Raw genomic sequence first — 20703 nt, forward strand, 5'->3', positions numbered from 1 at the left:
AGGCGGTGTGCCGGCAAGCCGCACCGGTTATCCTCGCCACACGAACGCTTCGGGCAGAGGGAGAACCACATGCGCTGGACCTGGATGCTGCTGAGCGCGCTTGCCACCGTGCATCTGGCGGGGTGCGCCCGCGACCAGTCCGACACACCCACGCGCCCGTTCACGACCGAGGGCGTGCACTTCGCGCTGACGCCGTCGGCGGCACGCGACTGCGACCCGGAAACGGTCTACGAGGCGGTGATCGGCTGGCGCGTCCAGCGCCCGGGACGCGTGCGCGTCGACATCCGGGTGGACGGGGCGGAAGGGGAGTTGTTCGCCCGCTCCAATGAGCCCGAGGGCAGCGAGCGAACCGGCCCCTGGGTGCGTCGCGGGATGTGGTTCATGCTCGTGGACCGCGACAGTGGGGAGGTGCTGGCGGCCCAGCGCGCGGGACCTGAAACCTGCGATTGAGGCCTCAGCCGCGGTCCAGCCAGGCCGCGATCGCGTCGCGGTCACGCGCGGCCAGCAGCGTGCGGACGCGCCGGCGAAGCTTGCCGCGATGGCTCCGCCGGATCATCTGGCGCACTTCCAGCAGGTTGGAAGGATGCAGGCTGAACTCGCTCAGCCCCAGCGCCAGGAGCAGGCGCGTGTAGGCGGGTTCGCCGGCCATCTCCCCGCACACCGACACCGGGATGCGGTGCGCACGCGCCTGCCGGATGACTTCGTGCAGCAGGCGCAGCATCGCCGGGTGCAGCGGCGAGTGCAGGTCGCCGACGGCATCGTTGCCGCGGTCGGCCGCCATCAGGTACTGCACCAGGTCGTTGGTGCCTATGGCGAGGAAATCGACCTGGTCGGCGAAGCCGTCGATGGACAGGGCCGCGGCCGGCACTTCGATCATCGCCCCGACCTGGTAGTGCGGGTCGGCCACCAGGCCGGCCTCGACGAGCTCCGCTTCGCACTCGGCGATCAGCGCCCGAGCGGCCAGCAGTTCGGCGCGCTGCGTGAGCATCGGCAGCAGGATCCGGACCGGTCGAACGCCGCGCTGCGAAGGATCGCGCGCAGCTGTGTCTTGAATATCAATGGACGCGCCAGCGCCAGGCGCAGGCCCCTGAGGCCCATCGCCGGATTCGGTTCGCTGGCCATGCCCAGCCCCGCTGCGTCGGCCTTGTCGGCCCCCAGATCGATGGTGCGGATCGTGACCGGGCGCCCGCGCATGCCCATGACCACCTCGCGGTAGACGCGGAACTGCTCCTCCTCGTCGGGCAGCAGGGGGCGGTTGAGGAAAAGGAATTCGGTGCGGTACAGGCCGACGCCGGCGGCATCCATGGCGTGCGCCTCGCCGACGTCCTCCATCGACTCGGCGTTTGCGAACAGCAGGATGTCGTGGCCGTCCTCGGTACGGGTCGGGGCATGGCGCAGGCGCTCGAGCTGCCTGCGCTCGCGCCGGAGTTCGGCGACCCGGCGGCGATAGCGGCGCAGGTCGCCCGCATCGGGCTCGACGATGACCTCGCCGCTGCTGCCGTCCACGATCAGGGCGTCGCCGTCGTTGATGCGCTGGATCGCATCGTGGGCGCTGACCACCAGCGGCAGGTGCAGGCTGCGGGCGAGGATCGCGCTGTGCGAGAGCGCACTGCCGGTGCCGGTGACCACCGCCACGATCCCACGTTCCTTGAGCTGGGCCAGCTCGGCCGGGGCCACGGTCTCGGCCACCAGGACCTCGCCCGAACGCAGCGGAAGCGCCGGTTCGGACGCCCGGTGCAAGGCGGCGTAGACCCGCCCGATGGCATGGTCGATGTCCTCCTGGCGACTTCGCAGGTAGGGGTCGTCCATCGCGGCGAACACCGACGCCAGGCGGTCGCGCTGCAGCCGCAGCGCGTACTCGGCGCTGTAGCGTCCGGTCTCGATGAGCTCCCGCAGGCCGCTGAGCAGCTCAGGGTCGTCGAGCAGCAGGGCATGCAGGTCGAGGAACTCGCCCAGCTCCTTCGCGATGGCGCCCTGCAATTGCTCGCGCGTCGCGGCCAGCTCGCTGCGGGCGCTGGCGATCGCCTCTTGCAGGCGCTCGACTTCCCCGTCGACGGATTCCGGCTCGATCCGCGTGGCGTCGACGTCGATGGCGTGGGGTTCGCGCACGCGGGCGCGGCCCAGCACCAGGCCGCGCGATGCGCCGACGCCCTGGATCGACAGCCTCATTCGCCTTCCTCGTCGAAGCGGCGTTCGAACAGGTCGATGACGGCGGCCAGCGCGGCCGCTTCGTCCTCGCCCTCGAGCCGGAGCTGCAGGGTGGTGCCCTGCGCGGCCGCCAGCAGCATCACCCCCATGATGCTCTTGGCATTGATCTCGCGGTTGCCGTTGGACAGCCAGGCCTGCGCCTTGAACCCCGACAGCACGCGCACCAGCTTGCTGGCCGCGCGCGCGTGCAGGCCCAGGCGGTTCGTGACCTCGATCGGCTGCTCAATCATCGTCGAGGAGGACTCCGTTGCGCGCCCCGGCAGCCGCCGTGCGCGCAAGTTCGTCGAGCGCTTGCTCGGCGTAGTTGAAGCTGCGCAGCAGCATGGGCAGGCTGAGGCCGGCGACGCGCCGGACGGGCGTGCCCAGTTCGGCCACCCGGGCGGCCAGGCGGCTGGGGGAGGACCCGTAGACGTCCACCAGCACCAGCACGCCATCGCCCTGGTCGACCCGGCGAAGCGCCGCACTCGCCTCGGGCAGCGCCGTGTCGGGGCTGTGCTCGAAGTCGAGCTCGAAGCACTCCGCCGCGAGGGGCAGCTTGCCCAGCAGGCGGGTGGCGACCTGCAGCATCGGCGCACCGATGCCTTCGTGGGTGATGAGGAGGATGCCGACGGCCATCCGGGAAAACTACCAGATCGAAGGCGCCGCGGGTGCCGCTATTCGAGCTCGCGGTGGTAGGTCAGCACGTTCTCGCGGCCACTCTCGCGGAAATGCCGGGCCATCGCTTCGGCCAGATAGACCGAGCGATGTCGGCCACCGCTGCAGCCGAAGGCGACGGTGACATAGCTGCGGGTGCCCGACTCGAAGCGCGGGATCCATTCGTCGAGAAAGGAGCGAACCTTCTCGGCGTATTCGCGCACTTCCGTCTGCAGCTCCAGGTAGTCGCGCACCGGTGCGTCGCGCCCGGACAACGGCTTGAGCGTGGGGTCCCAGTGCGGATTGGGCAGCGCCCGTGCGTCGAAGACGAAGTCCGCGTCCGGTGGCAGCCCGCGCTTGTAGGCGAACGACTCGAACAGTACCGACACGCCTTCCTGGGGGCCGGCGGAGAACTCGCTGCGCACCCGTTGCCGCAGCTGGTGGACGTTCATTCCGCTGGTGTCGATGACCAGGTCGGCCAGGGCGCGCACCGGGCGCATGACCTGGCGCTCCAGTACGATCGCATCCGCCAGTGCCAGGCCGGTGTAGCTCAGCGGGTGGCGTCGGCGGGTCTCCGAATAGCGCTTGAGCAGCGTCTCGTGCGTGGTGTCGAAGAACAGCAGCCGCGGGTCGAGCCCCCGGGCGCCGACCGCCGCAAGCAGGTCGGGCAACTCGTGCAGGTCGCCGCTGCGGTTGCGCACGTCGATTCCCACCGCCAGCCGCCCGGGAGGTGCCTCGCTGCCCATGACGTTGTCGACGAAGTCCGGCAGCAGTCCCGCCGGCAGGTTGTCGACGCAATAGAAATCCAGGTCCTCGAGCGTGTTGAGCGCGACGCTCTTGCCCGAGCCGGACAGGCCACTGACGATCACCAGGTCGGGTTTTCCGGTCAGCTCGTTCATCAGTACGCCGCGCCTCCCCCCTGGAGCATCTGGCTGTGGCGCGCCATGAAGGCGTGCGCCGGGTCGATCCCCTTCGCACGCAGGATATACAGTCGCACCGCCGCTTCAAGCAGCACGGCCAGGTTGCGGCCCGGGGCGACCGGGATCGTGATGCAGGGGATGTCCAGGCCCAGCACCTCGCGGTGGCTGGTGTCGCCCGCCAGCCGGTCGATCTCGGCCCCGTTCTCTGCGCTGACGGGCTCCAGGTGGACGATCAGACGCAGGTACTTGTTCCGCTTCACCGCGGTGTGGCCGAACATCTCGCGGATGTTGAGGATGCCCAGGCCGCGCACCTCCAGCAATTCCAGCAACAGCTCCGGGCAGGTGCCGTCGAGCACGTCGGGCGCGATCTGGGTGAACTCCGGCGCGTCGTCGGCGACCAGCCGGTGGCCGCGGGTGATCAGCTCCAGTGCCAGCTCGCTCTTGCCCGAGCCGCTTTCACCGGTGATCAGCACGCCGATCGAGTAGACCTCCAGGAACACGCCGTGCATCGTCACGCTGGGGGCCAGCGCACGCGCCAGGTGGTACTGCAGCAGGGTCAGCAGCTCGTGCCCGCGGCGCGGGGACACCCACAGGGCGGTGCCGGATTCCTCGGCCGCATCGCGCAGGTCCGACGGGCAGCTCTGGTCGCGCGTGATGACCAGTGCCAGCGGCTTGAACGCGACGATCTTCTGCAGCGTTTCCCAGCGATGGCGCGCGTCCAGGCCGTCCAGCCAGCTCAGTTCCTCGGTGCCGAGGATCTGCACGCGGTTGGGATAGATCGTATTGAGGTAGCCGGCCATCGACGGCCGCCGGGCGAGGTGCTCGCCGGATTCGATCAGGCGATCGCCTCCGTCGTGGTTGCCCAGCCAGCGCAGCTCCAGTCGCTCATGGAGCTGGTCGAAAAGCTCCTGGGCACTGATGCGCTCGCTCATGGGGTCAGGCCGCGGCGTGCGCGGCCTGCCAGTCCGACAGCAGGCGGTGGATGGCGGCGCTGTCCGGTGCCTTGCGCAGGCTGTCGCGGAAGGATGCGTCGCCGAACATGTCCGCGAGCTGGGACAGCAGCACCAGGTGCTGGTGGGTGAAGTGTTCGGGGACGGCCAGCGCGAAGACCAGGTCGACCGGCTCGCCATCGGGTGCGCCGAAGTCCAGCGGTTCGCGCAGCCGCACGAACGCGCCGGTGGCGGTGGCCAGGCCCGGCGTGCGGCCATGCGGGATGGCCACGCCGTGCCCCAGCCCGGTCGAGCCGAGGCGCTCGCGCGCGCACAGGCTGTCGAAGACCGGCCGGTCGAGTTCGGCCGGCTGGTCCTGGATCAGCAGGTCGGCAACGACTTCCAGCAGCCGCTTCTTGCTGCTGGCGGACACGCCGGCGCTGATGCGCGCGGGGCTGATCAGGTCAAGCAGATGCATGGTGTTTCAGCCGAAGCTTTCCGATCGGGCCGGGCTTTCGCCGCGGTGGTGGTCGGTCAGCTTTTCCTTGTGTTTGAGGACGATGCGATCGAGCTTGTCGGCCAGGGCATCGATGGAGGCGTACATGTCTTCGGAGACGGCGTCGGCGAAGAGGGTCTTTCCGGAAATCGCCAGCGTGGCCTCGGCCTTCTGGTCCAGTTTTTCCACACCCAGGATGATGCGGACGTCGAGATGGTGGTCGAAATGACGGTCGACGCGCTCGAGCTTCGAGTTCACGTAGTCACGCAGGGCCGGGGTGATGTCGATGTTGTGGCCGCTGATGTCGATCCGCATGGCAAACCTCCTGTGGCGCTGGAAATGCCCCGGGGCGGACGCCGCGGGGCCGGAACGGGGAGGGGGAGGCGCCATGGGATCGGTCCCGCGTCGCCGCCACACCTCGCTGGTATGGGGGAGTCAGCCCAGTCGCTGCCGCTCGTTGGACGCAGGGATGTTCATTGCTTCCCGGTATTTTGCCACGGTTCGGCGGGCAACGGGGATCCCGCCGGTCTTGAGCTCGGCGGCCAGCTTCGCGTCCGAAAGCGGCTTGCGCGGGTCTTCGGCGTCGATCAGACGCCGGATCAGGGCCTGTATGGCGGTGCTGGAGGCCGCCCCGCCGTCGCCGGTGGCGACGCCGGAGGCGAAGAAATACCTGAATTCGAAGGTGCCGCGCGGGGTGTGCAGGTACTTGCGCGCGGTGGCCCGGGAGACGGTGGATTCGTGCAGGCCGACATCCTCGGCGACCTCGCGCAAGGTCAGCGGCCGCATGGCCTGTGGGCCCAGCTCGAGGAAGCCCGACTGCTGGCGGACGATGCAGTTCGCCACCTTGAGCAGGGTTTCGGCGCGGGTTTCCAGGCTCTTGATGAGCCAGCGGGCCTCCTGCAACTGGCCGCGCAGGTAGCTGGCGTCGCTGCGGCTGGCCTGGGCGATCAGGCCCTCGTAATGCCGGTTCACCGACAGCTTGGGCTGGCTGCCCGGGGCCAGCGCCACGTGCCAGACACCGCCTTCGCGCCAGGTGATGCAGTCCGGGGCGATGAATTCGGGTGTGCCGGGGTTGATCTGGGCGCCCGGGCGCGGGTCGAGCGAACGCAGCAGCGCGACCGCCTCGCACACCTCCTCGCCGGGGCGGCGCAATTGCGTCGCCAGGCGCTCGGGGCCCAGTTTCGCCAGCAGTTCGAGGTGCTCGCAGGCGATCTCGCGTGCCAGCGCAAGGCCCGGAGTTTCCGGGCTGAGCATCGACAGTTGCACGCACAGGCATTCAGACAGGTCGCGGCAGGCCACGCCCACCGGATCGAAGCGCTGCACCCGGTGCAGCACGGCCAGGACCTCGTCTTCGCCCGCGTCGATCTCCGGCTTGAGGCCTTCGCGGATCGCCTTGATCGTCTCGCCCAGGTAGCCATCGTCGTTGACGGCCTCGATGAGCGCCACGGCGATGCTGCGGTCGCGCGGTGAGAGCGGGCTGAGGTGCAGTTGCCAGAAGAGGTGGTCGTGGAGGTCCTCGATCGCGGCGGTGGACGCGGCCAGGTCGGCGGCGTAGTCGCTGGGCCCATGGCCCTGGCCGCTGCCGGAGCTGGTCCAGTCGCCTTCGAAGGCATCCGGGCCCTGGCCCAGGTCCCCGCCCGCGTCGGTGTCGCTGGCGGCGCGTTCGGCGACCTGCGTGGCGCTGCGTTCGGCCGCCACGTCCGGGGTGTCCCCGCGCGCCTCGAGCGCTTCGGCCTCGCTGGCCTCGGCGGTGGATGCAGCGGAGTCGTCGGCGACATCCTCCTCGCGGTCGAGCAGGGGATTGGCTTCCAGCGCCTCGTTGACCTCGGCCTCCAGCTCGATCGCGGAAAGTTGCAGCAGGCGGATCGCCATGCGCAGCTGCGGCGTGAGCGTCAGCTGCTGGCCGAGCTTGACGGTGAGCGATGTCTTCAGCATCGTCCCTTACCCCGTGGCTGGCGCCCCCGCGCGATCACAGTCGGAAACTCTCGCCAAGATAGACCCGACGGACGTCGGGGTTGGCCAGCACCGCTTCGGGCGTACCCTGGGTGAGCACCGTGCCGGCATTGAGGATGTAGGCGCGGTCGCAGATGCCCAGCGTCTCGCGCACGTTGTGGTCGGTGATCAGCACGCCGATGCCGCGCGACTTCAGGTGGCGCACGATGCGCTGGATCTCGCCGACCGAGATCGGGTCCACGCCGGCGAAGGGTTCGTCGAGCAGCATCAGCCGCGGCTTCATCGCCAGTGCCCGCGCGATCTCGACGCGCCGGCGTTCTCCGCCCGAGAGGCTGGCACCCATCTGGTCGGCGACATGGCCGATCTGCAGTTCGTCGAGCAAGCCTTCAAGCTCGCGCCTGCGACCATCGCCGTCGAGGTCGCGTCGGAGCTCCAGCACCGCCATGATGTTGTCGGACACGCTGAGCTTCCGGAACACCGAGGGCTCCTGGGGCAGGTAGCCGACCCCGAGCTTGGCGCGCATGTGCATCGGCGCGGACGTGATGTCGGTGCCGTCCAGCTCGATGCGCCCGGCATCGGTGCCGACCAGGCCGACGATCATGTAGAAGCAGGTGGTCTTGCCGGCGCCATTGGGGCCCAGCAGGCCGACCACCTCGCCCGCATCGAGCTCCAGTCCGAAGTCGGTGACGACCTCCCGGGACTTGTAGCGCTTGCGCAGGCCGGACGCTTGAGCATCAGCCCTCGCCCCGCCGTGCCGGCTGGATGACCATGCGCACGCGGCCACCCTCGCCACCGGCGTTGATCTGTCCGGAATCGAGGTTGTAGACCACCCGCTCGCCGCTGAGGTTGCCCCGGGGCTGCTCGATCTCCACGCTGCCGGTCAGCACGATGCTGTTCCCCGACAGGTCGTAGTCGATGCGGTTGGCGCGTGCGTTCATCGGAAGGCCGGCGTCGTCGACCTGGCGCATGCGGGCCGGGCTGCCCGTGAGCACGACGCGCGCGATCTCGCCCGCCCGTGTGCTGACATCGGCCGCGTCGGCCTGGATGTTCAGGGTTCCCTGCACGATCTGCACGTTGCGGCGCAGCCTCAGCGTGCTGTCGTCGGAGAGCACGCCGTCGAAGTCCTCCGCATCGATCTCCATCGGCTGGTCGCGGTCGCTGCTGCGTGCCTGCCCGGTGACCGGGGCGGCGGCAAGCGCCAGCGCCAGCGCGGCGAGCGCGAGCACGCCCAGCGAGGGCCGGAAGTTTGCGGCGGGGGTCGGATCAGCGGCGCGGGACGGGTTCATGTCGGATCCTGACTTCGGCGTGCAGTTGCAGGCGGCGGGTATCGAGGTCGGCATCCAGACCCCGGCCCGTGAGTATAGAGTTCCCGCGATCGATGCTGACAGCCACGGGGCTGTGGGCGGTGCGCTCCTCGGGTCGCACGTGCAGTGCCTCGGTGCGCACGCGCACCGGCGCGGCCGCGGGGTCCGGTGGTCCGTCGAGCTCGACGGAACGCGTGAGGCGCAGCTCGTCGGCCGCGGCGTTCACCCAACCCGCTTGCGCGGTGGCCGTCCACCTGCCGTCCTCGGACGGGATGATGAAAAGGGGACGCTCGAGGTAGATCTCCGCACTCTCGGGGTCGCGGGAGAGTTGCGGGCCGCTGACGGTGAACGACTCCCTGCCCGCGACATCGAGCACGACCAGCTGGTAGTGGTCCATCGTGTAGTCGGCGCGCGGAGGCCCGACGAAGGCCTGCAGGTCGCGGTCCGGCCGCATCTGCAGCGCCAGCCAGCCCGAGGCAAGCACCGCGACCAGAAGCACGGCACCGATGAGGCCGCGGCGGTTCATTCCGGGAGGTACCTCGAGAGGATCGCCTCGGCCTGGCCGGACGCGGCCAGCAGCACGTCGCACAGTTCGCGCACGGCGCCCTGGCCACCGGCATGGCGGGTGCGCCAGTGCACGCGCTCGCGCACCCAGGGGTGGGCATTGGCCGGTGCGGCGGCCAGCCCGGCCAGCGACAGCGCGGGCAGGTCGCCGAGGTCGTCGCCCATGAAGCTGGCCTGGTCCGGCGTGAGGCCGAGCTGTCCGCAAAGCATGCGCAGGCACTCGCGCTTGTCGTCCACGTCCTGGTGGACATGCGACAGGCCCAGTTCGCGCGCCCGCGCCTCGACGATGCGACTGTTCCGCGCGGTGACCAGCGCCACTTCGATGCCGATCCGGCCGAGCAGCTTGATGCCGAGGCCATCGTGCACGTGGAAGGTCTTCGCCAGTTCCCCGTCGGCGCCGATGACGATGCCGCCGTCGGTCAGCGTGCCGTCGACGTCGAAGCACGCCAGGCGTATCCGCGAAGCACGCTCACGGATGTCCGCCGGCAGGTCGTTGAGGTGGGAGTAGGGCATCGATTCCCGCTGCAGGGCTGTGGTGATCGCGATTGTGCCCGCTCAGACGACGCGGGCGCGCAATAGATCGTGAATGTTCAGGGCGCCGACCACGCGGCGTTCAGCGTCGAGCACCAGCAGGCCGTTGATCTTGTGCGTCTCCATGAGGTGCGCGGCCTCGATCGCCAGCTGGTCGGGGCCGATCGTTTTGGGGGAGCGACTCATCAGGGTCACCACGCGCGTGTGGCGCAGGTCGACCTGGGTGTCGTCGAGCGTGCGTCGCAGGTCGCCGTCGGTGTACACGCCCAGCAGGCGGTCCTCGGCATCGACCACGGCGGTCATGCCCAGGCGCTTGCGGCTGATCTCCACCAGCGCTTCGCTGAGCGTCGCGTCCTCGCGCACCTTCGGCACCGCATCGTCGCCATGCATGATGTCGTGGATGTGCAGCAGCAGGCGGCGTCCGAGCGCACCGGCCGGGTGCGAGCGGGCGAAATCGTCGGAGGTGAAGCCGCGGGCCTCCAGCAAGGCCACTGCCAGCGCATCGCCCATCGCCAGCGCGGCGGTGGTGCTGGTGGTCGGCGCCAGTCCCAGCGGGCAGGCTTCGGCACTGACGCTGACGTCGAGGTGCACGTCGGCATGGCGCGCCAGCGTCGAGCGGGGGCGGCCGGTCAGCGCGATGAGGCGGTTGCCCTTGCGCGCCAGCACCGGAAGGATGGTCAGCAGTTCATCGGTTTCCCCGGAGTTCGACAGCGCCAGCACGACATCCTCGTCGATGATCATGCCCAGGTCGCCGTGGCTGGCCTCGCCCGGGTGCACGAAGAAGGCCGGCGTGCCGGTGGAGGCCAGCGTGGCGGCGATCTTGGTGGCGATGTGCCCGGACTTCCCCATGCCGGTGCAGATGACCCGTCCACGGCATGCCAGCATCAGCCGGCAGGCTTCGACGAAGCCGCCATCGATGCGCTCTCCGAGGGCGAGGATGGCCTGCGCTTCAAGGTCCAGCACGGCGCGCGCACTGCGCACCAGCGCGGCGTCGTCGATCTCGTGCGCTGCGGCGGGGGAGGGGTGGGCACTCATGGGGCTCCTCGGGCCAGTGGCCGCTCGGGCAGGGGAAACCGGACAGCCGGGCCGTTTTTAATTAAGCTAGCGGGCCATTCTAGCCCAGCCCCGGTGAACCGCCGCGGCCCACCCGACCCGGAGCCCATGGACGCCATTGCCATCCAGAAACTGATCGAAGACGGCCTGCCCGGCGCGCGCGCCGACGTCCTGGGCGACGACGGCGTGCATTTCGAGGCGGTGGTGGTGTGCGAGGCGTTCAAGGGCAAACTGCCACTGGCGCGACACCGGATGGTCTATGCCACCCTGGGCGAGCTCATGGGCGGGCAGATCCACGCCCTGTCGCTGCGCACGCTGACGCCGGAAGAATCCAACCGCGCCTCCTGAGGCGCCCCGGTGCGACCACCCTCCGGGGCGGGCGCCCGTCCACACAGGACCCCCCGATGGCCAAGATCCTCATCAAAGGTGGCACGCCGCTCAATGGCGATGTCTGGATTTCAGGTGCCAAGAACGCGGTGCTGCCGATCCTCTCCGCCAGCCTTCTGGCCGACGGGCCGATGGACATCGGCAACGTCCCCCACCTTCATGACGTGACGACGACGATGGAACTGCTGGCCCAGATGGGCGTGCAGCTGACCATCGACGACCGCATGCGCATCCACATCGATGCGACCAAGGTCGACCGCACCTACGCGCCCTACGAGCTGGTCAAGACGATGCGCGCCTCGATCCTGGTGCTGGGCCCGCTGGTCGCGCGCTTCGGCTCGGCGGAGGTGTCGCTGCCCGGTGGCTGCGCGATCGGTTCGCGCCCCGTGGACCTGCACATCCGGGGCCTGCAGGCGCTGGGCGCCGACATCACGGTGGAGAACGGCTACATCAAGGCCCGTGCCGACCGGCTCAAGGGGACGCGCATCGTCATGGACCTGGTGACCGTGACGGGCACCGAGAACATCATGATGGCCGCGGCGCTGGCCAGCGGCACGACGGTGATCGAGAACGCCGCCCAGGAGCCCGAGGTCGTCGACCTGGCCGAGTGCATCAATGCGATGGGCGGCAACATCTCCGGGGCCGGCACCAGCACGCTGGTCATCGAGGGCGTGGAGTCGCTCAAGGGCTGCCGCTACGACGTGCTGCCCGATCGCATAGAGGCCGGCACCTTCCTGGTGGCGGGGGCAATGACCGGCGGCCGGGTGGTGTGCAAGCGCGCGCGCGCCGACATCCTCGACGCCGTGCTGGCCAAACTGGAACAGGCTGGAGCCCACATCAACATCGGACCGGACTGGATCGAGCTCGACATGCAGGGCCGCAGGCCCAGGGCGGTCAGCCTCACCACGTCGCCCTACCCGGGTTTCCGACCGACATGCAGGCGCAGTTCTGCGCGCTCAATGCGATCGCCGAGGGCGTGGGTACGATCACCGAAACGGTGTTCGAGAACCGCTTCATGCATATCCAGGAGCTGGTGCGCCTGGGTGCGGACATGCGCATCGAGGGCAACACCGTGATCATCCGTGGCGTGGAGAAGCTCAGCGGCGCGCCGATGATGGCCACCGACCTGCGTGCCTCGGCGTCGCTGGTGCTGGCCGGGCTGGTGGCCGAGGGCGAGAGCACGATCGACCGCATCTACCACATCGACCGTGGCTACGAGTGCATCGAGGAGAAGCTCGGCACGCTGGGCGCGAACATCCGCCGCCTGCCGGTCTGAGGCTCCCGGCCCCTCGGGGTCAGCGGCTGGACCTCACCAGCCGCGTCTCCATCGTGTCGCGGCCTTCGTTCTGCACCACCCGCACCGGCAGGTAGCCGTTGCCCGGGTCCATCCACATCGTCGTGACGCGATCGCTGTTGGCGCGCTGGCGCTCCAGCTTCACCGCCTCCACCTCGCCCTTGGGCGTGGCTACCCGCTCGGTCCCGGTGACCCGGTACACGTGCTCGTCCACTTCCCCCCGGTCGGCCACCTGGTAGCGCAGCGGGCCGCGGTTGCCACTCGCGAGGTCGCGGGCGATGGCCAATGGCAGGATGTGGCGGTCGAGCACGCCGGCTTGGTAGGGCAGGCGGGTTTCCTCGTCGCGGTCGCGGGTGACGATCGAGCCGCCGCCGGCATCCACGCGCACGCTGCGCTCGCGGCTGCGGGTGGCAGCGCGCTGCGAATAGTCGTACTCCATCGCCTCGATCAGGTCGGGCGTCCAGCGGAAGCGCGAGCGCTCGGTCACCTCGACCCCGGCAAGCGACGCGACGCCGCGCGTGCCGCGGGTCTGGCTGTGCATCTCCCACACGCCGTTGCCGGCCGCGCTGACGCGGACATCGGCCTGGCCCAGGGCGCGCCCATTGCGCAGGACCTCGTACTCGGCGCTATAGGCCGCCGGTGTGCTCGCCATGGCCGGTGCCAGGGCCAAAGTGGCCAGAAGGGCGAGGGCTGTCTTGATTCGCTTCATCGATGCTCAATTCCTGGTCCGGACCCAGTTGCAGCGGTACCCGCAGGGGGCGGCCATCGAACACGACCTGTCCGTCGTGTTGCGACACCCGACCCTGGGCGATGAGGCCGACACTGGCGACCAACAGTGGATGCTCGCGCTCGAGCACCCGATTGGCCAGCGATGTGGCGTCGTCGCCCGGAAGTACCGGCACCCGGGCCTGGGCGATGACCGGGCCGGCATCCAGGGCAGGGATCACGTAGTGCACGCTGGTCCCGTGTTCCCGGTCACCGGCGGCCAGCGCCCGTGCGTGGGTGTCGAGCCCCGGGTATTTCGGCAGCAGCGAGGGATGGATATTGACCATCCGGCCTGCAAACCGGCGCACCTGGGACCCGTCGATCAGACGCATGTATCCCGCACAGACGATGAGGTCGGGCTGAACGTCGGCGATGGCGCTGAACAGCGATTCATCGTGGGCCGCACGCGTGGCGAAGTCGCGAGGTGCCAGCGCCACTGCATGGACGCCTGCCGCGGAGGCACGAGCGAGCACCGCAGCCTTGGGCCGGTCGGAGAAGACGCCGACGAACTCGACGTCCAGGCGTCCGGCCGCACGCGCATCGAGCAGGGCCTGGAAATTGCTTCCACGCCCCGAGGCGAGAACAGCCAGCCTCATCCGATGCGGACCCGGTCCCCGTCGGTCGCCCTGGTCACCGTGCCGATGGGCCAGCTTTCCATGCCCTCGGCGGCCAGCATGGCTTGGGCTGCGCCGACCGCGTCGGCCGGCAGCAGCACGGTGAAGCCGATGCCGCAGTTGAAGGTGCGCCACATCTCGGCGTCCTCGACCGCACCTTCGCGCTGGAGCCACTCGAACACTGGCGGCAGCGTCCAGGCACCGGCATCGATGTCCAGTCCGAGGCCCTCGGGCACGACCCGGATGATGTTCTCGCTGAGCCCGCCGCCGGTGATGTGGGCCATCGCGTGCACTGGCTGGGCGGCGGCCAGTGCCAGCATCGGCTTGACGTAGATGCGCGTCGGCGCCATCAGCGCGTCGCCCAGCGTCGTGCCGCCGAGGTCGAGGTCAAGCGGGCTGCCGGCGCGCTCGAGGATGCGGCGCACCAGCGAATAGCCGTTGGAATGCGGGCCCGACGAGGCCACGCCGAGCACCACGTCGCCGGCCTGCAGCCTGCTGCCGTCGAGCAGTGCGGACTTCTCCACCGCTCCCACGGTGAAGCCGGCCAGGTCGTACTCGCCGGGGCCGTACATGTCCGGCATTTCGGCCGTCTCGCCGCCGATCAGCGCGCAGCCGGCCAGCTCGCAGCCGCGGGCGATCCCGCCCACCACCGCGACCGCCGTATCGACGTCGAGCTTGCCGGTGGCGAAATAGTCCAGGAAGAACAGCGGCTCGGCGCCCTGCACCAGGACGTCGTTGACGCACATGCCGACCAGGTCGATGCCGATCGTGTCGTGGCGTCCCAGGGTCTGGGCCAGCTTGAGCTTGGTGCCGACGCCGTCCGTGCCCGACACCAGCACCGGCTCGCGGTAGCGGTTGGACAGGTCGAACAGGGCCCCGAAGCCGCCCAGCCCGCCCATGACTTCGGGCCGGAAGGTGCGCTTGACCAGCGGCTTGATGCGCTCGACCAGGGCATTGCCCGCATCGATATCGACGCCGGCCTCGCGGTAGGTCATCGGAGTGGGAGTGTTGCTCACGGCGGGTCCCTGCAGGCAAAGCGGCATTTTAGCAGGGCTTGGCTGCCGCACGGTTGGACGGGGTGCCGCCGCATGCGGCAACATGCGGTCAGATTGGCAGCTTGGAAGCGCACGATGCGTCCTGAACGTTCTGGTGGCCTGGTGGCAACGGCCCTGCTGTGGCTGGCCCTCGTGGGCCTGGCGGGTGTGGCGATGGCCCAGGAGGCTGCCCCGGAGGACGAGGCGGGCGCGGTGATGTCGCGCTGCCGACGGGGCCGGCGGAGTGGGCCGACGGCCCGCGGCCGACCCCCGGGTTGTGGCTGGTCATCGACGACGGCCGGGGTCCAAGGCTGGTGGTGTCGCGGCAGCGCAATGCCGTCGCACCGCTGGTGCAGGCCGCCGGCAACCAGGGGCTCGTGCTGCGCCTGCCCGAGGGCGGCACGCAGGACGACCGCCAGGGGCTTGAAGCCGCCTGGGAAAGCAATGACGCGACGACGCGACAGATCGCCGGGCGCTACGGCAGCGGCGAGCTGGTGCTTGGTCGCCTTTCGCGCGTCGGTGCCGGCTGGGAGGCGCAGTGGCGCGTCGTCGACAGCCTGGGCGAGGCTGAAGCGTTCTCGCGCTCGGGGGCGATGCGCTGGCCCTGCTCGGCGAGATGGGCGACATCTCGGCCCGCCACCTCGCGCAGCGCTCGCAGGACCTGCTTTCGGCCGGCCCCGCGGGCGAGCGTGAAGTGGTGTTCGAGAACATCCGCTCCGCCGAGGACTTCATCCGTTTGCGCGCCTACCTCGACGGCCTCGCGGTGGTCCGCGGCGTCCAGCCCGTCGGCGCCGAGGGCAACCAGCTCAGGGTCCGGCTTTCGCTGGCCACCGGGATCGACCGCTTCGACGCGATGATCGGCGCCGGCCGGGTGATCGAGCCGGCGGGCGCCGATCGCGATACCCCCCGCTACCGGTTGCGCTGATGGACCGCACCCTGGAGCTCCGGCTGCAGTGGCTGTTGCTGCTGTTCGGCCTGGGCGCGCTTCTGTACCTGCTCGGTCCGGTGCTGACCCCGTTCGTGGTGTCGGCGCTGCTGGCGTGGCTGTTCGATCCACTGGCCACCCGGATGCAGCGGCGCGGCCTGAGCCGGACCCTGGCCACGGTGGTGGTGTTCGTCCTGTTGGCCCTGGTGCTCACCATCGTGGTGTTGATCGCGATCCCGTTGCTCGAGCACCAGCTGTCCTACCTGTTCGAGCAGTTGCCGCGCTATCGCGAATGGTTCATGGGCTCGGCATTGCCCTGGGTCGAGGCACGCACCGGACTGGAGTTGGCCAGCTTCTTCGACCCCGACCGGTTGATCGAGCTGACGCGGGAGCACTGGCAGGAGGCGGGGGGCGTGGCCTCGACGGTCATGGGCCATGTCACGCGTTCGGGCATGGCGATCGTCGGCTGGCTGATCACGTTGATGCTGATCCCGGTGGTGACGTTCTATTTCCTGCGCGACTGGCCGATGTTCATGTTGCGCATCCGCCAGTTGCTGCCGCGCCCGGTCGAGCCGCGCGTGGTGGCCCTCGCCGGCGAGTCCGACGTGATGCTGGGTGGCTTCCTGCGCGGCCAGATGCTGGTGATGCTCGGACAGGGCCTGCTGTATTCGGTGGGCCTGTGGCTTGTCGGCATCGACCTGGCGTTCCTGATCGGCATGGGCGCGGGGCTGATCAGCTTCATTCCCTACCTGGGGGCGATCGTCGGCCTGGGCGTCGCGGTCATCGCCGCGCTGGTCCAGCATGGCGACCTGCTGCACGTGGTGCTGGTGCTCGCGGTCTTCGCCTTCGGCCAGACCGTGGAAAGCGTCGCACTGACGCCGTGGCTGGTCGGCGACCGCATCGGCATGCATCCGGTGGCGGTGATCTTCGCGGTGATGGCCGGTGGTGCCCTGTTCGGGTTCGTCGGTGTCCTGTTGGCGCTGCCGGTGGCGGCGGTGGCGATGGTGCTGCTGCGCTACGCCCATACCCGCTACGTCGAAAGCCAGCTCTATGCCGGGGAGACCAACGAAGGCGTGGTCGTGCCCGATCCGGGGACGGGGGAGGAAGCACGCGACTGGAGCCCTGCCACGCCCCCCCGGGCTGGACCGCGTCAACGAGCCGCTCGACCCGACCCGGAAATGAGCTCCGCCCAGATTCCACTCGCGCTGCGTTTCCCTCCGGACCAGCGCCTGGAGCGCTATGTCGGGGCGCCGGCAGCGCTGCTGGATGCCCTGAGGGCGCTGGCCGCCCGACGCGACGCGGACTGGGTCTACCTCAGCGGACCGGCCGGCAGTGGCAAGACCCACCTGAGCCTGGCCACCTGCGCCGAGGCCGGTACGTTTGGCCGGACCGTCGCCTACTTCCCGCTGGCGACGCTCGCGGGCCGCCTGGCGGCGGCACTCGCCGGTGAGCTGACGGCCTCGCTGCTGGTGCTCGACGGACTCGACGCGGTGGCCGGGAACGCGGCGGATGAGGTCGCGCTGTTCGATTTCCACAACCGGGCCCGGGCCGCCGACGTGGGCGTGCTCTACACCGGCAGCGTCGATCCGATGTCCCTGCCACTGCATCTCCCGGACCTGCGTTCGCGCCTGTCCCAGTGCGTGCGCTTCGGCCTTTCCCCGCTGGACGACGCGGGCCGGCGCGACGTGTTGCGACAGCGAGCGCAGGCACGTGGCCTGAGCCTCGACGACGCGGTGCTGGACTGGGTGCTGAACCGGGTGGGGCGCGACCTGGGAACGCTGGGTGCGTTGCTGGACCGGCTGGATCGCGAGAGCCTGGCCGCCCAGCGGCGGATCACGATCCCCTTCCTTCGCCAGCTCCTGGGTCCCCGGCCGGGCGGCTGAGTCTCAGGACAGCGCTGCGCGCAACGCTTGCAGCCGTTCCGGGGTGCCCACGTCGGTCCATCGGCCACGGTGATGCTGGCCGGTGACCTCGCCACGCGCCATCGCCGCGGACAGCAGCGGTGCCAACGCGAAGCGGGGTGCCGGGTCCGTGCCGCCCGGTGCCTCGCCGACGACCTCCTGCCACCCGTCCAGCAGTCGCGGGTGGTACAGCCCGATGCCGGCGTAGGTCAGGCGTGGTCCTTCCCCGGGGTGCAGCTGGCCCGCGGCATCCAGCACGAAATCGCCCTCCGGATGCTGGGGTGGGTTGTCGACCATCACCAGGTGCGCGAGGCCGGAGGGCCGTGGCGGAAGGGTACGGAAGTCGAAGTCGGTCCAGACGTCGCCGTTGACCACCAGGAACGGCGCATCCCCAAGCAGGGGCATTGCATTGAGCATGCCGCCGCCGGTCTCCAGCGGGGTGTCGCCTTCGTGCAGGTAGTGGATGCGAAGCCCGAAGCGGCTGCCGTCGCCCAGCGCGGGTGCGAAGCAGTGGTGCAGCCACGAGGTGTTGATCACCACCTCGTCCACGCCCAGTGCCGCCAGCTTGTCCAGGTGCCAGGCGATCAGCGGCCGGCCACCCGCCTCCAGCAGCGGCTTGGGCAGCCGGTCGGTGAGGGGGCGCATGCGCTCGCCGCGACCGGCGGCGAACAACAGCGCCCTCACGCTCCTTCCCGGGCCACCAGCTGGGGGCGCAGGGTGTGGGCGAACAGCTCGGCCAGCGGCTGCAGCTCCGGGTGTCGCGGAAGTACGGCTTCCAGGTAGCCGATGAAGCGCGGCGCATCCGCCAGGTAGCGTGGCTTGTCGTCGCGATGGCGCAGCCGGGCGAAGATGCCCAGCACCTTGAGGTGGCGGTGCACGCCGATCAGGTCGACGTCGCGGCGGAAGCGCCGCCCGTCCGGCACCGGCAGGCCGAGCTGCTCGGCGCGGCTGCGGTAGTTCTCCAGCCAGCGGCCGACCAGCGCCTCCGGCCAGCTCACGAAGGCATCCTTGAACAGGCACAGGGGGTCGTAGGCGATCGGGCCGCGCACCGCATCCTGGAAGTCCAGTACCGCCAGCCCGCCGTCGACCGGCATCAGGTTGCGCGGCATGAAGTCCCGGTGCACCAGCACCCTGGGCTGGTCCAGTGCGGCGTTGACCAGCGCGTCGTATCCGGCTGCCAGGCGTTCCCGGTCCGCGGGTCCCAGCTCCAGCCCCAGGTGCCGGTCGAGGTACCACTCATCGAAAAGCGAAAGCTCGCGCCTCAGCAGCGCATCGTCATAGGACGGCAGGTCGGCGGGGCAGGGAATCGACTGCACGCGCAACAACTGATCGGTGGCGGCATCGAACCAGGCCTCGGCGCTCTGGCTGGTGATCTCGTCGAGCAGGGTCTTGCTGCCGAGGTCCTCCAGCAGCAGGAAGCCCGCGTCCAGGTCCCGCGCCAGCACCTGGGGCACGCGCACGCCGCCGGAGGCCAGCAGCTCGCGCATGCGCAGCCACGACCCGAGGTCCTCCAGGCCGGGCGGCGCGTCCATGACGATCCAGCTGTACTCCCCGCGCACGGCCCGCCAGTAGCTGCGGAAGCCGGCGTCGGTCGAGGCACGCTCGAGTTCGAGCCCCTCATCGCAGAGCGATTGACGCAGGAATGCCAGGCGTTGCTCGCTTCGATCCGGGGCGGTCATTGGCGTCGGGTTCATTCGCGAAAGCGGGTCGGAAAGGCAGTCACTGTAAACTCCGACGGCGAAACCGTTAAGTGCCGGAAGCCGATCACCATGAGCCAACTGATTCCCGTCATCCTGTCCGGCGGTTCCGGCACGCGCCTGTGGCCGTTGTCGCGCGGGGCCTACCCGAAGCAGTTCCTGGCGCTGTCGGGCGAGCACACGATGCTGCAGCAGACCTGGCTGCGGGTGGCGCCGATCTCCGGGCGCCCGCTGGTCATCGCCAACCAGTCGCATCGCTTCATGGCCGCAGAGCAGCTGCGCCAGGCGGGTTGCGAACCGGCGGCGATCCTGCTGGAACCGACGGGACGCAACACCGCCCCGGCCATTGCCGTCGCGGCGCTGCAGGCGATGGCGCAGGGCGAGGACCCGTTGCTGCTCGTCCTGCCCTCCGATCACGTGATTGCCGACGAGGCGGCCTTCCGCCGCGCCGTGACCGAGGCGGCTCCGCTGGCACAGTCCGGGCGCCTGCTGACTTTCGGCGTGGTGCCGACGGCGCCGGAGACCGGCTACGGCTACATCAAGGCCGTGCCCGGCGACGGCCTGCGCCCGGTCGAACGCTTCGTCGAGAAACCGGACCTGGCCACCGCCGAGGCCTGGCTCGCCGAGGGCGGTTACTACTGGAATTCAGGCATGTTCCTGTTCCTCGCCAGCCGCTATCTCGAGGAACTCGAGCGCTTCCAGCCCGGCATGCTCGAGTCCTGCCGGCAGGCCCTGGCCAAGGCCCGGCGCGACGAGGATTTCATCCGGCTCGATGCGGATGCGTTCGAGACCTGCGTGTCGGATTCCATCGACTACGCGGTCATGGAGAAGACCGACGCGGCCTCGGTGCAGCCGATCGACGCGGGCTGGAACGACGTGGGGTCGTGGTCGGCGCTGTGGTCGATCGCCGACCAGGACGGCAATGGCAACGCCCACCACGGGGACGTGATCGCGCGTGGGTGCCGCAACACGCTGGCCTGGGCCGATGGCCGGCTGGTGACCCTGCTGGGACTGCAGGACGTGGTCGTGGTCGACACCGCCGACGCCGTGCTGGTGGCGCATCGCGACCGGGTGCAGGACGTGCGCGGGATCGTGGCCGAGCTCAAGAAGGCCGGGCGCAGCGAGGGCGAGGGGCATCGCAAGGTTTACCGTCCCTGGGGCAGCTACGACTCGGTCGACGTCGGCGAGCGATTCCAGGTCAAGCGCATCACGGTGAAGCCGGGTGCCGCGCTGAGCCTGCAGATGCACCACCACCGCGCCGAGCACTGGATCGTCGTCAGCGGCACCGCGCGCGTCACCCGCGGCGAGGAGGTCATGCTGCTGTCGGAGAACCAGAGCACCTACATCCCGCTGGGCGTGAAGCACCGGCTGGAGAACCCGGGGCAGGTGCCGCTGGAGCTCATCGAGGTGCAGTCCGGCAGCTACCTGGGTGAAGACGACATCGTGCGCTTCGAGGACGTGTACGGCCGCACGTCCTGAGTGGTGGCGCGGCGCA

Annotated in this window: 21 protein-coding genes and 5 pseudogenes; 8 read left to right on the plus strand and 18 right to left on the minus strand. The window is 69.8% G+C overall.

The genetic code is table 11. The annotated features are described in order from the left end of the window. Positions 1–69 precede the first annotated feature (69 nt). On the plus strand, positions 70–450 hold the full coding sequence (locus tag FU658_RS04585; RefSeq protein ID WP_147890988.1) for a hypothetical protein: 381 nt from the start codon (positions 70–72) through the stop codon (positions 448–450). Positions 451–454: 4 nt separating this feature from the next. On the opposite strand, the pseudogene ptsP reads toward FU658_RS04585, so the two are convergent. The 13 genes and pseudogenes from ptsP to FU658_RS04650 form a co-directional block, all read right to left on the minus strand. Continuing rightward, positions 455–2169: pseudogene (ptsP, locus tag FU658_RS04590) on the minus strand (phosphoenolpyruvate--protein phosphotransferase). Further along, positions 2166–2438: an HPr family phosphocarrier protein gene (locus tag FU658_RS04595; RefSeq protein ID WP_147890989.1), complete on the minus strand. Its 273-nt coding sequence runs from the start codon at positions 2436–2438 to the stop codon at positions 2166–2168. The pseudogene ptsP and the gene FU658_RS04595 overlap by 4 nt, the downstream one beginning before the upstream one ends. Next, positions 2431–2823 carry a PTS sugar transporter subunit IIA gene (locus FU658_RS04600; protein ID WP_147890990.1) on the minus strand — a complete coding sequence of 131 codons (393 nt, stop codon included), beginning with the start codon at positions 2821–2823 and terminating at the stop codon, positions 2431–2433. Before FU658_RS04600 ends, FU658_RS04595 begins: the two co-directional genes overlap by 8 nt. 38 nt (positions 2824–2861) lie before the next feature. Next, the gene (gene rapZ / locus FU658_RS04605; RefSeq protein ID WP_147890991.1) at positions 2862–3740 is read right to left on the minus strand and encodes an RNase adapter RapZ; all 879 of its coding nucleotides are present in this window, start codon (positions 3738–3740) and stop codon (positions 2862–2864) included. Continuing rightward, entirely contained in the window at positions 3740–4693 is a 954-nt protein-coding gene (gene hprK, locus FU658_RS04610; RefSeq protein WP_147890992.1) for an HPr(Ser) kinase/phosphatase, read from the minus strand. The genes rapZ and hprK overlap by 1 nt, the downstream gene beginning before the upstream one ends. Before the next feature lie 4 nt (positions 4694–4697). Beyond that, positions 4698–5168, minus strand: coding sequence for a PTS sugar transporter subunit IIA (locus FU658_RS04615; RefSeq protein WP_147890993.1), 471 nt, complete (start codon positions 5166–5168; stop codon positions 4698–4700). A gap of 6 nt (positions 5169–5174) precedes the next feature. Then, positions 5175–5501 (minus strand): ribosome hibernation-promoting factor, HPF/YfiA family, encoded by a 327-nt coding sequence (gene hpf / locus FU658_RS04620; RefSeq protein WP_147890994.1) that lies wholly within the window; start codon positions 5499–5501, stop codon positions 5175–5177. 120 nt (positions 5502–5621) lie between these two features. Next, positions 5622–7118, minus strand: coding sequence for an RNA polymerase factor sigma-54 (locus FU658_RS04625; RefSeq protein WP_425477582.1), 1497 nt, complete (start codon positions 7116–7118; stop codon positions 5622–5624). 37 nt (positions 7119–7155) lie between these two features. Further along, on the minus strand, positions 7156–7923 hold the full coding sequence (gene lptB, locus FU658_RS04630) for an LPS export ABC transporter ATP-binding protein (protein ID WP_147890996.1): 768 nt from the start codon (positions 7921–7923) through the stop codon (positions 7156–7158). Next, complete coding sequence (gene lptA, locus FU658_RS04635) at positions 7874–8425, minus strand: lipopolysaccharide transport periplasmic protein LptA (protein WP_147890997.1); 552 nt, start codon at positions 8423–8425, stop codon at positions 7874–7876. The genes lptB and lptA overlap by 50 nt, the downstream gene beginning before the upstream one ends. After that, a complete protein-coding gene (gene lptC, locus FU658_RS04640) occupies positions 8403–8969 on the minus strand; it encodes an LPS export ABC transporter periplasmic protein LptC (RefSeq protein WP_147890998.1) in 567 nt (188 codons plus the stop codon). The genes lptA and lptC overlap by 23 nt, the downstream gene beginning before the upstream one ends. After that, positions 8966–9520 carry a KdsC family phosphatase gene (locus tag FU658_RS04645; protein ID WP_147890999.1) on the minus strand — a complete coding sequence of 185 codons (555 nt, stop codon included), beginning with the start codon at positions 9518–9520 and terminating at the stop codon, positions 8966–8968. The genes lptC and FU658_RS04645 overlap by 4 nt, the downstream gene beginning before the upstream one ends. 42 nt (positions 9521–9562) lie before the next feature. Further along, positions 9563–10573, minus strand: coding sequence for a KpsF/GutQ family sugar-phosphate isomerase (locus FU658_RS04650; protein ID WP_147891000.1), 1011 nt, complete (start codon positions 10571–10573; stop codon positions 9563–9565). A gap of 126 nt (positions 10574–10699) precedes the next feature. Between FU658_RS04650 and FU658_RS04655 the strand changes: the two genes are divergently transcribed. Both FU658_RS04655 and murA read left to right on the plus strand, forming a co-directional pair. Beyond that, positions 10700–10939 (plus strand): BolA family protein, encoded by a 240-nt coding sequence (locus FU658_RS04655; protein WP_147891001.1) that lies wholly within the window; start codon positions 10700–10702, stop codon positions 10937–10939. A 56-nt stretch (positions 10940–10995) separates the two neighbouring features. Continuing rightward, positions 10996–12254: pseudogene (gene murA, locus FU658_RS04660) on the plus strand (UDP-N-acetylglucosamine 1-carboxyvinyltransferase). Between the two features lie 19 nt (positions 12255–12273). On the opposite strand, the gene FU658_RS04665 reads toward murA, so the two are convergent. The 3 genes and pseudogenes from FU658_RS04665 to purM form a co-directional block, all read right to left on the minus strand. Beyond that, positions 12274–12924, minus strand: a complete 651-nt coding sequence (locus FU658_RS04665; RefSeq protein ID WP_187265915.1) for a DUF3108 domain-containing protein — start codon at positions 12922–12924, stop codon at positions 12274–12276. Between the two features lie 82 nt (positions 12925–13006). Next, positions 13007–13633: pseudogene (purN, locus tag FU658_RS04670) on the minus strand (phosphoribosylglycinamide formyltransferase); the annotation flags it as partial. Beyond that, positions 13630–14694: a phosphoribosylformylglycinamidine cyclo-ligase gene (gene purM, locus FU658_RS04675; RefSeq protein ID WP_425477575.1), complete on the minus strand. Its 1065-nt coding sequence runs from the start codon at positions 14692–14694 to the stop codon at positions 13630–13632. The gene purM and the pseudogene purN, both read right to left, overlap by 4 nt. Positions 14695–14825: 131 nt before the next feature. On the opposite strand from purM, the pseudogene FU658_RS15945 reads away from it, so the two are divergent. The 4 genes and pseudogenes from FU658_RS15945 to hda form a co-directional block, all read left to right on the plus strand. Continuing rightward, positions 14826–15242: pseudogene (locus tag FU658_RS15945) on the plus strand (DUF2066 domain-containing protein); the annotation flags it as partial. A 59-nt stretch (positions 15243–15301) separates the two neighbouring features. Then, positions 15302–15610 carry a hypothetical protein gene (locus FU658_RS15085; RefSeq protein WP_255505412.1) on the plus strand — a complete coding sequence of 103 codons (309 nt, stop codon included), beginning with the start codon at positions 15302–15304 and terminating at the stop codon, positions 15608–15610. Beyond that, positions 15610–16701, plus strand: a pseudogene (locus tag FU658_RS14685) (AI-2E family transporter); the annotation flags it as partial. The gene FU658_RS15085 and the pseudogene FU658_RS14685, both read left to right, overlap by 1 nt. 87 nt (positions 16702–16788) lie before the next feature. Then, positions 16789–17493, plus strand: a complete 705-nt coding sequence (gene hda / locus FU658_RS14690) for a DnaA regulatory inactivator Hda (RefSeq protein ID WP_222708357.1) — start codon at positions 16789–16791, stop codon at positions 17491–17493. A 3-nt stretch (positions 17494–17496) separates the two neighbouring features. Here hda and murU read toward each other — a convergent pair whose 3' ends face one another. Continuing rightward, positions 17497–18195, minus strand: a complete 699-nt coding sequence (gene murU / locus FU658_RS04690; RefSeq protein ID WP_147891005.1) for an N-acetylmuramate alpha-1-phosphate uridylyltransferase MurU — start codon at positions 18193–18195, stop codon at positions 17497–17499. Beyond that, the gene (locus FU658_RS04695; protein WP_255505413.1) at positions 18192–19190 is read right to left on the minus strand and encodes an aminoglycoside phosphotransferase family protein; all 999 of its coding nucleotides are present in this window, start codon (positions 19188–19190) and stop codon (positions 18192–18194) included. Before FU658_RS04695 ends, murU begins: the two co-directional genes overlap by 4 nt. 90 nt (positions 19191–19280) lie before the next feature. Here FU658_RS04695 and FU658_RS04700 point away from each other — a divergent pair, with 90 nt between their 5' ends. Then, positions 19281–20687 (plus strand): mannose-1-phosphate guanylyltransferase/mannose-6-phosphate isomerase, encoded by a 1407-nt coding sequence (locus tag FU658_RS04700; protein ID WP_147891007.1) that lies wholly within the window; start codon positions 19281–19283, stop codon positions 20685–20687. Positions 20688–20703: the final 16 nt, after the last annotated feature.

This window comes from Alkalisalibacterium limincola (assembly GCF_008017755.1).
In the GTDB taxonomy this organism is placed as follows: Bacteria; Pseudomonadota; Gammaproteobacteria; order Xanthomonadales; family Xanthomonadaceae; genus Alkalisalibacterium; species Alkalisalibacterium limincola.